Origin of the sequence: Paenibacillus sp. An7 (assembly GCF_009870785.1) — a bacterium.
Taxonomy (GTDB): Bacteria; Bacillota; Bacilli; order Paenibacillales; family Paenibacillaceae; genus Paenibacillus.
This window is the reverse complement of sequence record NZ_WTWX01000037.1, coordinates 1-14,308: the sequence shown is the minus strand read 5'-3', so window position 1 is coordinate 14,308 and position 14,308 is coordinate 1. Positions and strand designations below refer to the sequence as shown.

18 protein-coding genes are annotated in these 14,308 nt (G+C 36.9%); 1 reads left to right on the top strand and 17 read right to left on the bottom strand.

Annotation, left to right across the window (positions count from 1 at the left end):
• Window positions 1-176 precede the first annotated feature (176 nt).
• The 6 genes from GQY27_RS20440 to GQY27_RS20415 all read right to left on the bottom strand — a co-directional run bounded on the left by GQY27_RS20440 (window position 177) and on the right by GQY27_RS20415 (window position 3,272).
• The gene (locus GQY27_RS20440) at window positions 177-893 is read right to left on the bottom strand and encodes a hypothetical protein (RefSeq protein WP_160037109.1); all 717 of its coding nucleotides are present in this window, start codon (window positions 891-893) and stop codon (window positions 177-179) included.
• Window positions 894-899: 6 nt separating this feature from the next.
• Entirely contained in the window at window positions 900-1,475 is a 576-nt protein-coding gene (locus GQY27_RS20435) for a hypothetical protein (protein ID WP_160037108.1), read from the bottom strand.
• A 22-nt stretch (window positions 1,476-1,497) separates the two neighbouring features.
• Complete coding sequence (locus tag GQY27_RS20430; RefSeq protein WP_160037107.1) at window positions 1,498-2,070, bottom strand: hypothetical protein; 573 nt, start codon at window positions 2,068-2,070, stop codon at window positions 1,498-1,500.
• A gap of 41 nt (window positions 2,071-2,111) precedes the next feature.
• Window positions 2,112-2,390, bottom strand: a complete 279-nt coding sequence (locus GQY27_RS20425; RefSeq protein WP_160037106.1) for a type II toxin-antitoxin system RelE/ParE family toxin — start codon at window positions 2,388-2,390, stop codon at window positions 2,112-2,114.
• Entirely contained in the window at window positions 2,391-2,624 is a 234-nt protein-coding gene (locus tag GQY27_RS20420; protein ID WP_160037105.1) for a hypothetical protein, read from the bottom strand.
• Between the two features lie 63 nt (window positions 2,625-2,687).
• A complete protein-coding gene (locus GQY27_RS20415) occupies window positions 2,688-3,272 on the bottom strand; it encodes a restriction endonuclease (RefSeq protein WP_160037104.1) in 585 nt (194 codons plus the stop codon).
• Window positions 3,273-3,560: 288 nt separating this feature from the next.
• Here GQY27_RS20415 and GQY27_RS20410 point away from each other — a divergent pair, with 288 nt between their 5' ends.
• The gene (locus tag GQY27_RS20410; RefSeq protein ID WP_160037103.1) at window positions 3,561-3,830 is read left to right on the top strand and encodes an NUDIX hydrolase; all 270 of its coding nucleotides are present in this window, start codon (window positions 3,561-3,563) and stop codon (window positions 3,828-3,830) included.
• Window positions 3,831-4,526: 696 nt separating this feature from the next.
• On the opposite strand, the gene GQY27_RS20405 is transcribed toward GQY27_RS20410, so the two are convergent.
• The 11 genes from GQY27_RS20405 to arsB all read right to left on the bottom strand — a co-directional run.
• Window positions 4,527-5,009 (bottom strand): hypothetical protein, encoded by a 483-nt coding sequence (locus GQY27_RS20405; protein WP_160037102.1) that lies wholly within the window; start codon window positions 5,007-5,009, stop codon window positions 4,527-4,529.
• Window positions 5,010-5,602: 593 nt separating this feature from the next.
• Window positions 5,603-5,818, bottom strand: a complete 216-nt coding sequence (locus tag GQY27_RS20400; protein WP_160037101.1) for a hypothetical protein — start codon at window positions 5,816-5,818, stop codon at window positions 5,603-5,605.
• A gap of 391 nt (window positions 5,819-6,209) precedes the next feature.
• A complete protein-coding gene (locus tag GQY27_RS20395) occupies window positions 6,210-6,689 on the bottom strand; it encodes a GNAT family N-acetyltransferase (RefSeq protein WP_201450769.1) in 480 nt (159 codons plus the stop codon).
• A gap of 298 nt (window positions 6,690-6,987) precedes the next feature.
• Entirely contained in the window at window positions 6,988-7,725 is a 738-nt protein-coding gene (gene pyrH, locus GQY27_RS20390; RefSeq protein ID WP_160037100.1) for a UMP kinase, read from the bottom strand.
• A gap of 551 nt (window positions 7,726-8,276) precedes the next feature.
• Complete coding sequence (locus tag GQY27_RS20385) at window positions 8,277-8,759, bottom strand: DUF5412 family protein (protein ID WP_160037099.1); 483 nt, start codon at window positions 8,757-8,759, stop codon at window positions 8,277-8,279.
• A gap of 594 nt (window positions 8,760-9,353) precedes the next feature.
• Complete coding sequence (locus GQY27_RS20380; protein ID WP_160037098.1) at window positions 9,354-9,869, bottom strand: hypothetical protein; 516 nt, start codon at window positions 9,867-9,869, stop codon at window positions 9,354-9,356.
• Between the two features lie 795 nt (window positions 9,870-10,664).
• Window positions 10,665-11,267 (bottom strand): hypothetical protein, encoded by a 603-nt coding sequence (locus GQY27_RS20375; protein ID WP_160037097.1) that lies wholly within the window; start codon window positions 11,265-11,267, stop codon window positions 10,665-10,667.
• 325 nt (window positions 11,268-11,592) lie between these two features.
• A complete protein-coding gene (locus GQY27_RS20370) occupies window positions 11,593-12,012 on the bottom strand; it encodes a hypothetical protein (RefSeq protein ID WP_160037096.1) in 420 nt (139 codons plus the stop codon).
• Window positions 11,994-12,482, bottom strand: coding sequence for an SMI1/KNR4 family protein (locus GQY27_RS20365; protein ID WP_160037095.1), 489 nt, complete (start codon window positions 12,480-12,482; stop codon window positions 11,994-11,996). Before GQY27_RS20365 ends, GQY27_RS20370 begins: the two co-directional genes overlap by 19 nt.
• 203 nt (window positions 12,483-12,685) lie before the next feature.
• Window positions 12,686-13,105 carry an arsenate reductase (thioredoxin) gene (arsC, locus tag GQY27_RS20360; RefSeq protein ID WP_160037094.1) on the bottom strand — a complete coding sequence of 140 codons (420 nt, stop codon included), beginning with the start codon at window positions 13,103-13,105 and terminating at the stop codon, window positions 12,686-12,688.
• 37 nt (window positions 13,106-13,142) lie between these two features.
• A partial coding sequence (arsB, locus tag GQY27_RS20355) for an arsenic transporter (protein WP_160037093.1) occupies window positions 13,143-14,308 on the bottom strand: 1,166 nt, incomplete at its 5' end.

Genomic DNA, 14,308 nt, shown 5'->3' with positions numbered 1-14,308 from the left:
CATGATTTAAGTTCATTTTACTGGTAATCTTGACAAGCTATTAGCTGGTATAGCTTAAAGAAATAGCAACCGGTCTATTGATCGGTTGCTTACTTTTTCTAATTAACCTCTCGCTTTTTCGTTAGTTTAAAGAAGAATTGCAATACGCTTCAAAAGTCATGAGTGTCTTCACTGAATTAGTCCATAACATTGACAGACAATAGCATGCCGTCCACCTTAGATTCCTTATAAGTAATTGTAATCATTCCCTCCGGGAACGGTACTTCGATTCGGTAAACACCGATCGTTTCATTACTTTTTTCCAATAGTTCTGTGCACCATATGCCCCCTGAATGCCGGCCTTTGTCAATAGCTCCAGGGTCTTCTGCAAGCTGGCACCTTGATAACGGCCTTGTAAGTTGTTCGTCCACATCACGGCATCCCAGTTGGGAGCTTTCACATTTAAGCCAGCCTGACGCATCATCTCCAGCAGTTGGACGACCATGTGCCCGTCCCCTTCTTGCATGGCACAAGCAAGCGCTAGGTAGGCTCGGTTCGTCGTAGCTATTCGATTTGTTTTTCGTGGCCAGCAATTTGAACAGATTATCCGCACTCTGATCTGCCGTGAACCAATAAGTGTGGAAATCCATTGGATTGACTTGGCTTGTTTCCGGAATCAAATACATCCCGTCATCTGAAACACGGAACACATTCGAGACAACAAAGCGCACTGGGTATTGCATAACAAAAATATGAAGACCGTCTCCACTAACCATCATTTGAACGGACAATGGTTCACGCGGCCGCTCCTCTCCCGGCAAAATTGAAGCTGCACCGCTCAGGCTGGAGTAGTAGAAGCTGCCATCGTTAGCAGTCTCCCGGACAAGTCGATACATGACCCGGCTTGTGTGCATTATCGGCTACACGTCAATTTGGGTTGAATTTCTATGTGAAGTGCGGATTTCCTCATTCACCTGCCACGTAATGTTGGCTATCCCGCGCAGTTCCTTTGGCCTCCGCCCATCGGACAAATCCGGAAGTCTTATCGCAAGATGGTAATCACTTTTCTGCCGCTCGTACGCTGTATACATTTGATCGGACGCATAGAAAACGTCAGAAAAATTTGTACTGTAGGAGATACCGTCGAGTTGCTTTTTACTACCGTACTCAAACGCAATTAAATGCCTGCCGGAGACTGAAAAAATTCCTGCGAAGACAAGTACTGGTACGAGCAACATTGTGATGGCGTTAACCATTTTACGAGAGTGGACCTCGCCGAACGGCAGATCCGGAGACCATTCGCCGTCCATTGTTAGCTTCGCTACCAGCCGTCTCATAAGCGCGCAAATCAGTAAGGTTCCAATACAAGCATAAATGAGCAGAGGTATCACATATCCCCAAGGAGGAGTCAAAAACCGAAATAGGCTGACGACGAGCGTGCTCAGGAGGGCTAACAGTGCAAGTGGCAGCAACGTGCCGAAATAGCGCCGAAACAAGCACGGCCCCTTCGCCAATGCATCAACAAAAGTAATATTTTGGAGGACGATCAGATATGGCGTAAGCGAATAGAATTAGTAACGCAATCATTACTATGAATCCAAACGGGACAAAGATTACGGCTAGGAATAGAATCAGCACACTTATGATGGTTTGAAAAACAGAACATTTTATCATCTCGCCAAAATATCTGCGCCCACACGCGAATAGAGGGACTATTTTACGATCTAGAATCCATCCTTTCAAACCGCCGAGGTACATGCCCCTGACATAACTTTGAAGTACCATAACACCCACCGATACAAGGAATGCTGTGATTCCCCAAGCCTGTTCCCCAGCCTGAAGATACGTGTATGGAATTTTTAGATCCATAAGCGACGGCATATATAATGGGATTGTTATGTTGATACTTGATGACTGAACAGCAGTACCGGTTGTCGTTAACAATGATTGAGTATAAGGAAATACCGAAAATCCAAAATAAATACCAAGTCCGACTACAGCCGAGATCAGAACTTCGAACGCCATTATCAAAACTATCAAACGTGTGTAAACCATCGTGGGCTTCGTATCGCCAAGGTACTTAAATTTCATATAGCAAAAAACCGATTCCTAATCGAATCGGTTTCATTTATCTAATATAGTTTACGCTTCATCGCACCATGTTTAAATGAAGTAATAATATATCGCTCACCATTCTCCATTACTTTATAAGATACGATATAACGATCAACAATACAGTAATACGTGCCAGGATATTCACGAGATGCCATCGCTGTACCCATATGGACCACCTTAGCTTCAATACGCCGAATAAGATCAATCTTATACTCCATTGTTTCCTGCTCTGTATAATGCTCGCTCTTGATCTGGTGAAGCCGCCTTACAGCTGTGTTGGTCCATTCGACAATCAATTACCAGTCACCACGCTTTATCGCTTCGACCAGATCATCTGTAGAGTATAATTTCCCTTGCTGAATATCTTTTTCAGAAGCTTCTATCATCTCTTTAATCTCGGGATCCGCATCCAATTCTTCAACAGGACTAAAGATCTCATATTCAAGTCCTGCTATTCGAATATACTCCCTGTGATCTTTATGATACGACTCAATTACCGTTCCATCGGGAGCTTTGAGACTAAAATTCATATCCTCACCCTCCTTTGTTCGAGTATATCATACCGTAAATCTCTTCACATTAGCTAAAATATTTCAGGTCGCAGGTAGAGCTTTAAATTCGGAGACAAGCTCACGTTTTGAATCCAAGTGCTCAAGCCATAACTCAACAAGCTGATTCCCATCGATCAAATCAATGTTAAGCTCATTTGCATAGTTATACGCATTTGCAGTAAATTTACCTGTTGTTATTAAATATCCCCCAATGGCTCCTTGTTTCACCATTTGTGAGTGAATAATAGCAATGGGATCAAAACTAACCGGATTATAATCGTTATAACACTTGACTTGTCCAAGGTATAAACCTGCATTTGTCTCTTCTTCTATATCAACACCGTAATCACCAGAACCTTTCGTCACATAAGTGCTTCCTCCCCGGACAGAAGTCATAATCTCAGCAACGAAATGTTCGAACAATAGCGGGTTTTCCACTTTGTCTTCTACAAGATCTCTTTTATACCGGTGGTAAAGACCAATACGTAATGTTTCCTTCATATCTTCATGTGTAGTTATCGCTTCAAGTGCATTGTCCCGGTAATTTTCAATGGTCTTTTTTTGACTGGAATACATGTGAAAGAGAATAAAATTCAGCACCAATAACAGGCTGACAATCAGAATCATATGAACACTCCTTTTGACTTCATCCTGTCCAGTTCAGAAAAATTTAAAACTCAAGAGCAGTTCAATCGTTCAGAGAGAAAATATGAGATGGAGGGCTTCAACGAGACCTTTCAAGTTCCATTCATAGTTTAAACAAGTCACCCTCTCCATTAAAGAACGATAGAAGAAACCATCGCAAAATAGTTGAAGCGGGACTGTATGGGGCTTCTGATTCCTGACTTAATGGGTAGCGGATACAAGGCTGGACGGCTTAGAAAGATTCTAGGCAGTTTAAAGAAGGGGTTCAAGGTGATACAAGGAGATAAATATCCAGAGCCAAACTACATCACTTATCAAATAACAGGTTGGATAGAGGAAACACAATTAGCATCCACGGTTGAAAGACATTTTTATCATTTACACACAAATAGCGAACTTAATGAGTGGGAACAGCAAGCGGATAATCATACTTTCAAATTGTTTTGGTCTCCAATTAACAAGTTACCTGAGATCGTGTCACCGCAAAACGAATGGATTAAATACGTTTCAAATGAATTAAAATATACCTTTCCCATTTAATTACCCGTTATAGTAACAATATTCGAAGAAACCACTCTTTTCTTAAGAGTGGCTTTGTCTTTATACATTGATGTATATTTTGTGGTCAAACTGTACTTTGTGCTTAGATACATTACGGTGACCCGTATCATGGATTCAAGGTATATTTGTTGTGTTAAACAGCCTCTTTGCATAATTAAAAAGGAGCAACTGCCAACTGCCAACTGGCAAGCTGCTTCTCCCCTCTGTATTCAACTATCATTTTTCTGTTAGTTCAATCATCAAAGTAGAACAATTGGGAAAGTTTGATATCTTCAAAAGGTGCACTTTTTTGATATCAAATATCCGCACGAATGTTACATCAAAACTTAAAAAAATGGTATTGCTTCTCTCCAAGCCAATTTCAACAATTATCTCTTTGATTCAACACTAAGGAATATAACCGATGTTCCATATGTTCCTGGTTTGAAAGCCTGATATTACTGTTAAACTCACAAATAAACTTACGGAGGAATTCTCCTTTTTATTTATTACAAATGGTTTACTGGAGCGAAGAGAAAAAAAGCTAAGGTATTGGTTGTTGTGAGTTTCATCCCATCAGCAGTTATTTTTATTTTTTTGGCTTTTATGTTCGTGTTTTCATACGGGTACAGACCATAAGGTTAGTACTTTTTTAGGTATTGGAATAATAATAACTGCTTTGGTTTCCTCATGATCTCAATTAGTTAGCCTTAGATAGTGAAGTTTAATATCTTGTAACTCAATACTTAAATCATAAGCTGCATCAACAGCAATAAATAATGCAATCATACTCGCTAATACAATTACAATTGTACTATCTTTAAGTGTTTTTCTGTTCTTCTTAAAAAGTAAAAACGCAATTACTACAACAATTAAAAAGTATGATAACGATATGATAAGCTTCGAATGTATTATTTTACTTTCGCTTACAGCCAACATGTAATCTTCTAATTCATCCTTATTGTCGATACTTTCTTCGATCGTGGTTATACTTCCTTTGTAACTTACCTTCCATGAGAGTGAATTATCATATTGGCTTACGGTGTACCCATAGCCCATGACTTTATCATCAACAATAATTCCTGAATACCCTTGTTCTTCTTCAAGTTGAGTACAAGCCGATAATATTAGAATAAAACTAAACAACACAATCGTAATATATCTTATTATACTAGTCATCCCCTTTAACTAGGCGTAATATCGATCGCTATTATTCTTTAAAACAGAGCCTAGCACTAAAAGATTAATATTGGTTGTATTTGCTGTATCTAATCCACCATTTGATAAGTATATAGTGAATTCAATCAACTGGTTCACTGCTTCATCCTGCCGGTTTGCATAATTTAAAGAGCAGCTGCCAACTGGCAAGCTGCTCCCTGCTGTGTTCAGCTGTCTTTTTTCCGTTCGCTTAATAGTTAACTGTACCTTGATTCACTTCTTAACGCATATATACTGACGTTCTTTCCACTCGAATTCATTCCCCAATTGAAATGTGGCTAGGTCAATCAAAAGATCGAGTTCTTTGTTAGGAGCATCCGAAAATCTTCTATGTCCATGCGCCCAACAGCAATACAGCTCTAAATCCTCACCTAATTCCATATTGCTGTGTAAATAATTGAAAAGCTCTACTAAGCATTTTTTGCTTGTTTGGTATAAAATAGGGTGAGAATATTTAATCTCGTCATTAATTTTGAACGAACCCCCTTCGGCGTTCACCTGGTAAACGAATGGATAGCGGAGAAAAGGCGAGGATTGTCCGTTTAAGGGACCGGTTATATATTATCCCGCTGCATCTTCTTCCGTATCGTAAACATCCATAAGTTTATCCCCTTTCGGGTATTTTCCAGCAGTGTTTGCATAAAGAGTTGATCCTTAGCAGCAGGGTTCACATTTTTAATATAATCATGAATCGTCATCACTGTTTTATTCTGGCCGAATGAGCCTGTCGGCAGCTCATGGCTTGCAGCAATATAGTAAAATAACGTCACCTTCAAACTCATCTCCTATCAGAGTCTATTTATGATAAAGGTATTAATCAAGCAGTGGTGAATAATAAGTCAATAATTACATTAAGGACTTTTCAGGAGGAGCACATGCTTAGAAAATATATATTGAAGTATCCACTATGGTTTACAGTTATATGGTGTTTGGCTGCTTTAACTGTACTTTTAAATTTGCTGTTTTGGAAAAATATCTTACTAATTCTCTTATCTCTGATTGTTTTATATGTGGCTAACGGATTTCGAACATGGAATAGTAATCGAAAATTATCTCTTGTATCGTTTGTTTTGACATTCGTTTTCTCTTATATCTTTTATCGGTTTTTTACTATGATTATGCTGTGAAAAAGAATATGTCTCCCTGTATCAGAAATCTCATTCATAAGACATACTCAGCAAGTATATCCCCATCTTCGTCTCTCTCACCATTTTCTATAAATCCAAGTGACGTATAAAGATTCCTTGCTATCCTGTTTTCCTCTCCATAGACAATTACTATTTTCGAAGCATCACCATGCGGGAAAGTCTTAATCAATTCAATTGCCCTTACTATTGCTTCTTTACCATATCCATTTTGTTGATATTCTTTATCTATCATAAATCTATAAATGTCATAGTAGTTTTCATTTTGATTCATTTGTGAAATTACATATGACATTGTTATAAACCCAACCATCGTATCATTATGATAAACAGCATACGGCATTGGAATAAAACTACTATTATTTGTTCTAACTACATATAATTCGGCGAGCGTATATATGTTAGTGGCAAGGAATCTTTGTTGATCTTCTTCCACCCTAAGACTAATACATTCATTGAAGTTATCAAATGTAATTTTTCTTAACTCTATCATCATTATCCCTCCTAATATAGATGGTAGGTAATTGTTATGTACAACGAGAAAGATAATATATACTTCCATTTGTAAGTATTCGAGAAATTCAGTAGACGATCCTGCCTGCTAGTTTAATAAGAAAGAGAGCAGCTATGCAGCAACTGCTCCTTGTTTGGTCAACTGTCGCTTCTCCGTTACTTCAAGAATGCTCGACTTTATAATTCGATTCACTGTGCCTATTGTAATATTTTAAATAGAACTTCTCTTTCGTGAAACGATTGTTCCGCGAAATCAAGTGAGAGTAGTATCTCTAACATCTTCATTCCAATTCTAATATTGATTGGCCACTAATTATCGTACCATTATTCTTACCTTCACAGATTTCTTTCATCGAACCTGGTTTATCGAAGTTAAACACATGCATTGGCAAATTGTAGTCTCTTGCCAAAATAAAAGCTGATTGGTCCATTACCTTTAAGTTGTGTTCTAGAATGTCGTTGTAATGAAGCGAACGAAATTTCTTTGCATTTTTATCAAATTTAGGGTCTGCATTAAGAACACCATCAACACCTTGCTTTGCAACTAATAAAGCGTCAGAATTGACCTCGATGGCTCTTTGTACTGAAGGATAGTCTGTTGTAACGTAAGGTTGACCGTTCCCGCCTGCAAAAATTACAATATAGCCTTTTTCTAGATGGTGGGTTGCTCTTAGACGGATGTATGGTTCTGCAACTGAAGTAATAGGTATTGCTGTCATTACTCTTACTTCCTTTTTAGTCTTGGCCTTTAGGACCCCACGGAGCATTAAACTATTTACTACTGTTGCAAGCGTCCCAATGTTATCAGCTTCTGCCCTTTCGATCCCCCAGCTTTCGGCCATATTACCTCTGAAAATGTTACCCCCACCTATAACTAACGATACTTCAACGCCTAAATTTACTACTGACATAATTTCATCTGCAATGTAATCTAACCTTTCTGGCTCAAAACCAAATTCAGAGTTTCCTGCAACTGCTCCACCACTTAGCTTAACGAGAACCCTTTTGTACCTTGACAATTACTACACCCCCCATAAAATAAAAACACTAAAGCAATAAATGCTTTAGTGTCTTAATGGAATGGAAATATGAAATTACGCAAGTCGACTGAATGTAAGTCTTCTGTTCCCACCTCATACTCCCACACCTCCCATATTTTTCCGTTACGTAATTTTACATTACGTGAGTTTAAATTGCAATTACCATCCTGGCATTTTTCGTTAGAGTAATGCCTATGTACAAAGCCATTTATACGACTTCCAAAATAAAACAGGAAAAAGCATCACCGTAATGAACTCCCATTTCTTTATCGCTAGGTGCTTCCGACGAAGTTCCCTCTTTTAATTCATTTGCGCATCCGACACCGACCAACATTACCAATAAAATAACAAAAACAAAACTGTTTTTTTAAAAAATTGACTACCCCCGTTTCTGTCGCCCCTCAACATTATAATTGATGGTAATCCATAATCAATGTTGCATTAATCTGCCGATCAGTATAACTATAAGGGAGCAGTTGCCAACTAGTAAGATACTCCCTGCTGTGTTCAACTAACGTTTCTTCGTTAGCTCAATAACCTAATAGCTTAAAAATAAGAGGCACCTTAATGTCCTCAGCTTTATAGCAATTTTCAAATTTCTCTTTAAGTAATAAACTTCGGCAGGCAGCTCCTGACTCTTCATATATATCCGTATTAACATTCAAATCAATATTTCTATATTCATTATATGTAGGACTTTCATTTTTTATAGAAAGGACGTCTATAGATTTCCAAGATATCGAAAAATCATCTTTATGATTACTTGAGTATACCTTTTTCTTTTCACCAGTCTGAGTTTGTTCTACCTCGACAATATAACTTACCCCACCTGCTGCACCACCATAATTTAAATAATACGGGCTAGCTTTATATTTACCATCTGATGATTCTATGGAATCTGAAAATAATGTTGCGTTATCAAGGGTTTTAAAATTATAAAAATACCTATTATAACCAATTAAAAGTGATATACCAAAAATCAATAGTAGAATAATAACATATCTTTTTTTCATATAGCCCCCTGGCGCTCATTGATCTAAGATAATTCACTGATGTGATTTTATACCATAAAACAAAAAAATGCATTCAATACAGTATTGAGTTAACCTGCCCAAAAAGAAAAAGCAACCAGTCTGTTGTTCGGTTGCTTACTTATTCTCTTGAACTATCGTTTTACATATACTAGCTCTTGCTTCGATGACGATGCTTAAATATCTCTACTATTAATGAAAGAAAAACGGTGATTGTGATGATCCAAAGGGAGTCGAGTAGGATCAGAGGTATCTCCTTATTAAATAAAGTAATTCCAGCTAGAATAGTTAAACCTATATTCTCTCTTATGTGTTGCATTGGTTTTTTTCTTATTATTCTAACTATTGGAATCGCTAATAGGCAAATGATTAATAAGACGCTAAGCGTTTCAATTTTAAGCAACATATTTACTCCTTTTATTACTTTAGGTTAACTACACATAACACCATAAATTATAATTATCATACCGATTAGCCGACCAAACGCCGAAGATCTTGGTAGCCTGTTTTTCGTTAGTTGAATAGTTTATACATCGAACAATTGTTAAGTATCCAATATACATTTTTCATTACTATTTAGTAATAATATAATAGTTCAACTGCATTATTGAATTTTTGGACAAATGCTTTAGAATTGCTATACTTCTCAGGTAGATTTCCTGAAAAATCTTTTATTTGTTCTTTTAATTCTCTGAATTCTTCTGATTTAACAGCTTCTAGACCAAGAATTTGACTTAACATAAATGATTCATAACCATACTTGAGCAAACTTAATTTGTTTTTAATATCAGGCAAATTCAATTGTGTATAACCGTTAATACTGTTCTCTAAAAAGATGAATCGATCATTTACATAGTTTAATCTCGTATTGGAAAGGTACATATTCTCCGTAATCTTCTTATCTTCCGTAGAAGTATTTACTAGATCTAACGTCCAATCCAAAGATTGGACACTATTGTAGAAACTTTCGTATGTTTTAGATATTTCGTCTTTTGAACCTAAATTAAAATAATGGTTAATAAAGAAAACTAAGAATACAACATTAAGTAGAATGGAGATAAACATAATCGTATTAGAATAACTTTTCTTCATTTAATTCACCTCACCTTCATAGACTCTTGTCCTTGTTCGCTTGATAATTGTTTACCATCTTTCATAATGGCATTTCACTGTCTTCTAACTATTTAATTAACTAAATAATCACTTCTGTAGCACTTTATTTGACCAATAGCAGGTCCCTATCATAACCATACCAAGAGGATCTACCCAGATGTGGTTTATGCTCATTAGTTCTTCTTACATGACATTAAAGAATTAATAGATATGAAGCGAGATTCTGTAAAGATCATTCGAAATGTAGGCCAGTGCTATACAGGCAATTAATAAATATATCTTGTAGTGCTTCTGACTCTTAAAAATCTGAACAAAACAAATGAAGAAGACTATACATAAAACAGAAAAAATTATATCAGTTCCAATAAACCCCAACATGTACCTTGACACTCCATCCATGAATATTTTAATAGCCTTGCTCTTTAAATAATACTAGAGAAGTATATCACGTCATCCTCACACTTATTAGTTATAATTTACCAATATTAATATAATTTCTATAATGACTCTTTAGTAATAGGGGATAATATTAACAAACACGCATTCATCCACAAAACATCTAGGTTATACTTTCATAGTAACCTATTAAAAATACCCGTCATTTTGCTTTTTTTATGTAAACAATATTCAGGCTAAGTATACTACACAGCTGCCAACTGGTAAGCTGCTCCCTGCTAACGGTGCATCATCAGCTTACCTGATACAAAACCAGCAGTGGAAGGAAAAATTACTGCTTTATAGGATATACATCTATTTGTGGTTGCTGCTTTCTTATTAATCTTCTTCTTCTTCAGTAAGTCTTCTATGATTAAATTCGTATAATTTGTATAACCCGCTTATATCAGTTTGTCCATCTACTAGCTTGTAATTTAAGATGCTTAACTTATGAGCTGGAGCAAATATAAAAGCACGATCTGAAGGATCCATTAAAATGGGTCTATTTACGCAATATAAGCTTTTGGGAGTTGAACGAAAGCCCCAAAATAAAGACTCTATATTCTTTCTAAGTGTCTCAGCTAGGTATACTCCAACATCCATTGAAACAGCTTGACTATGAAAACTTAGTTTCTTAGCTCGACTAAATTCATGAACCCACTTAGGTGTTTCAGATAATTCTTTTTCTATTTCTTCTTTTGGCCGATTAATAACCTCCGCTATATCATTAACAAACCATTCCCATAAAGGAATTAAGGATTCCGGAGAGCAATCAAGATCTTTTTCTGAGCGACCAGTTGTGAATTGATACGCTTTTTTTAAGAGCTCTATTCGGGCTGGTATTTCATTCACATACCATTCAAAGTGAATTCGTGCTTCCTTTTTTGTCATCTCCTCAAAATCCTTTATTTCAAATGGTGGGTGCATTAAAGGATATTCCACTCTGTTGCCTCCTTAATAGAAATTTTGATGCTAAATAATCCATTAAAGGTGCAGTACCACCTATTTTACCCGTCCTTGCACTTGGGAAAAATGCCAGACTACACTGTCTATGGTATCATTATTAAATAGCCGTATATCTTTATTAATTAACTTGATTTATAACAAATTTTGATTTACCAACACGACCTACTTTAATACATGAGCTATACCACTTACAAAAACATTAACTATTCTTTTCCCTGATTTCTTAGTTGGAACTGACCTGCCCAGTTAACGTCCGAACAAGGGAGCAGCTATCAACTGCAAACTGCTCCCTGTTTTTGAACTAATGTTTTTTCGTTAGTTCAATGAGCGATTCATTCTTTTGATAGAGTAATTTTCTTAGGATTACCGCAGTACAGACAGAGATAACACTAGCTAAATATAAAAGAGCATATGCTATAGCAGCATAATATGTCAGTTCAGCTTCAATATCAGAGCTTGTAAGAACAAAAATAATGGCAAAGCCAATAATAAAAACAACCATACCCAGTAGAGAATTTTTAATAACTTCTTTCACTCTTTTACCTCCTAGGTTTATACCAGTTCCCAGATACCCTATCCCTAACGCAACAGCTAATCGACCATTTATTGACCTAAGTTTTTTACCGCTAGTCCAACAATCGTCATTGCTAATATAGCTAGCAATTATTTCTCTAGCTTGCTTTAAATATCTTAAGTTAAGGATTATGTATAATTTTCCCATATATTTTGCCCATCTTTAGCAATAAATTCACGAAGCCAGTTTAAAAAATTACACTTAAGAGAAATACTTTCAGCAATACTACTAGTTTCATTACAAACGGAGATTGTATCGTTGTCCAAATTCAAAACTATGTTATCACCTAGAATCCTAGCTATCCTAACTTGATTGGTGTAATGCTCATCAATTTGTGGTCTTAGATCAATCACTTCGTGACTACTATAAATATAATTTTCACCTCCATAATATGGATGCTCAAACAATCTACAACCATTGTGGAGAAGTAAAAATTCTTTGTAGGAGTCAGGGAGCCTCTTATTAAGTACCTCCTCAAGAATATCAATATCGAGTTGTGATGCACCTTTATTGAGGATATTTTTAACTTTCCAGGTTTGATTGTTACCTATAGTAATTTCTATAAACCCTTCAGTATCCGTTCTCCTCTCTAGTTCATCAAATATATCTTCAACCATGATATTCTCCTCCCCTATATAACAAGAATAGCCAGTTAAACTGGCTATTCTTAATATAATCTATTTTACTCATTCCACAAAGTGAATGAAAAGATTAATAAATAAAACAGGGAAGTGACGCTGTTACTTCAAATGTTTAAAACTTTTAAAAGTTGTAACAATACAAAAGGATTTCGGAACTAGACAAGCTGGTTTTCTAAAGATTACTCACCTGTTTTTGCGAACGTTTCGATACGCTGGCCAATTTCATCGCGTACACGCTGAAATACAGACCATTTCTCTTCGTCCGTTCCTTGAGCTTTTGCTGGATCATCAAATCCCCAGTGTTCACGGCGAACATTTGGAGGCGTAATTGGGCACTTATCCGCTGCATCACCGCAAAGAGTGACAACAAGATCAGCAGAGTTCAAAATGGCTGGGTCAATGATATCAGAAGTTTGATTGGAGATATCAATCCCCACTTCATTCATCGCTTTCACCGCATTTGGGTTTAAGCCGTGTGATTCAATTCCTGCACTATATACATTCCACTTGTCACCAAGATATTTTTTTGCCCATCCTTCAGCCATTTGACTGCGGCAAGAATTTCCTGTGCATAAGAAATAAATCGTCTTTTTACTCATCGTTTTACTCTCTCCTTTAATAAGTTAAACTTTATTTTTATAAAATAAGAAGCCATAGATACAACCCTAGAAGCGTAATAAACAAGGTAGGAATCGTAATGATAATCCCTGTCTTAAAGTAGGTTCCCCATGGTATTTTAATGCCTTTTGTTGAAAGAACATGAAGCCACAAAAGGGTGGCTAATGAACCGATTGGAATAATTTTAGGACCTAAATCAGATCCTATCACGTTTGCGTAAATTAACCCCTCTTGAATGACTCCTGTAGCGTGAGTCGCGTCAATGGCAAGCGCATTAATCATCACAGTTGGCATGTTATTCATAATGGAGGAAAGGATAGCTGCAATGAATCCCATACCCATCGTTGCCATAAATAGTCCCTGCTCTGCCAAAGATCCTATCGCATCAGCTAAAAGATCTGTCATACCTGCATTTCGAAGTCCATACACAACAACGTACATTCCGATCGAAAAGAATACGATGTTCCAAGGTGCGCCTTTCACCACTTCTTTCGTTTGTATTGCTGAACTCTTTCTTGCCAGCAACAAGAAGGTTATTACAATGATCCCTGCAACAAGTGATACCGGAATTCCTGCAAACTCACTTACAAAGTAGCCAATAACAAGCACTGATAGGACGTACCATGACACTCTAAACATCGCTGGGTCCTTAATTGCTTCAGATGGAGCCTTCAGCTCAGAATCATCAAACCTTTTAGGAATGCTTTTTCTGAAAAATAAATAAAGGACTAAAATACTTGCCACTAGAGAGAAAAGATTAGGAATGATCATCCGACTAGCATACTCGTTGAAGCTGATGCCAAAGAAATCAGCAGATACGATATTGACTAGGTTGCTTACAACGAGCGGAAGTGATGTTGTATCTACTATAAAACCGCTGGCAATAATAAACGGAAATACTCTTTTTTCATTAAAATTTAGTGCACGTACCATGGCCAGTACGATGGGTGTCAAAATGAGTGCAGCACCATCGTTTGCAAAGAAGGCAGCAACTACCGCGCCAAGTACACTGATGTACACAAACATTCGAATCCCATTTCCTTTTGCTGCTCGGGCCATATGCAGCGCAGCCCATTCAAAGAATCCAATACGGTCTAAAATCAGTGAAATTAAGATAATGGCCACAAACGCTAATGTCGCATTCCATACGATTTGAGTAACGTCCCAAACATCTTGGAAACTTA

Coding starts and splice junctions, on each gene's coding strand:
- GQY27_RS20440 (WP_160037109.1), bottom strand. CDS start 893: ATGCACACAAGCCGGGTCATGTATCGACTTGTCCGGGAGACTGCTAAC.
- GQY27_RS20430 (WP_160037107.1), bottom strand. CDS start 2,070: ATGAAATTTAAGTACCTTGGCGATACGAAGCCCACGATGGTTTACACA.
- GQY27_RS20420 (WP_160037105.1), bottom strand. CDS start 2,624: ATGAATTTTAGTCTCAAAGCTCCCGATGGAACGGTAATTGAGTCGTAT.
- GQY27_RS20415 (WP_160037104.1), bottom strand. CDS start 3,272: ATGATTCTGATTGTCAGCCTGTTATTGGTGCTGAATTTTATTCTCTTT.
- GQY27_RS20405 (WP_160037102.1), bottom strand. CDS start 5,009: ATGACTAGTATAATAAGATATATTACGATTGTGTTGTTTAGTTTTATT.
- GQY27_RS20395 (WP_201450769.1), bottom strand. CDS start 6,689: ATGATGATAGAGTTAAGAAAAATTACATTTGATAACTTCAATGAATGT.
- GQY27_RS20385 (WP_160037099.1), bottom strand. CDS start 8,759: ATGAAAAAAAGATATGTTATTATTCTACTATTGATTTTTGGTATATCA.
- GQY27_RS20380 (WP_160037098.1), bottom strand. CDS start 9,869: ATGAAGAAAAGTTATTCTAATACGATTATGTTTATCTCCATTCTACTT.
- GQY27_RS20370 (WP_160037096.1), bottom strand. CDS start 12,012: ATGGGAAAATTATACATAATCCTTAACTTAAGATATTTAAAGCAAGCT.
- GQY27_RS20365 (WP_160037095.1), bottom strand. CDS start 12,482: ATGGTTGAAGATATATTTGATGAACTAGAGAGGAGAACGGATACTGAA.
- arsC (WP_160037094.1), bottom strand. CDS start 13,105: ATGAGTAAAAAGACGATTTATTTCTTATGCACAGGAAATTCTTGCCGC.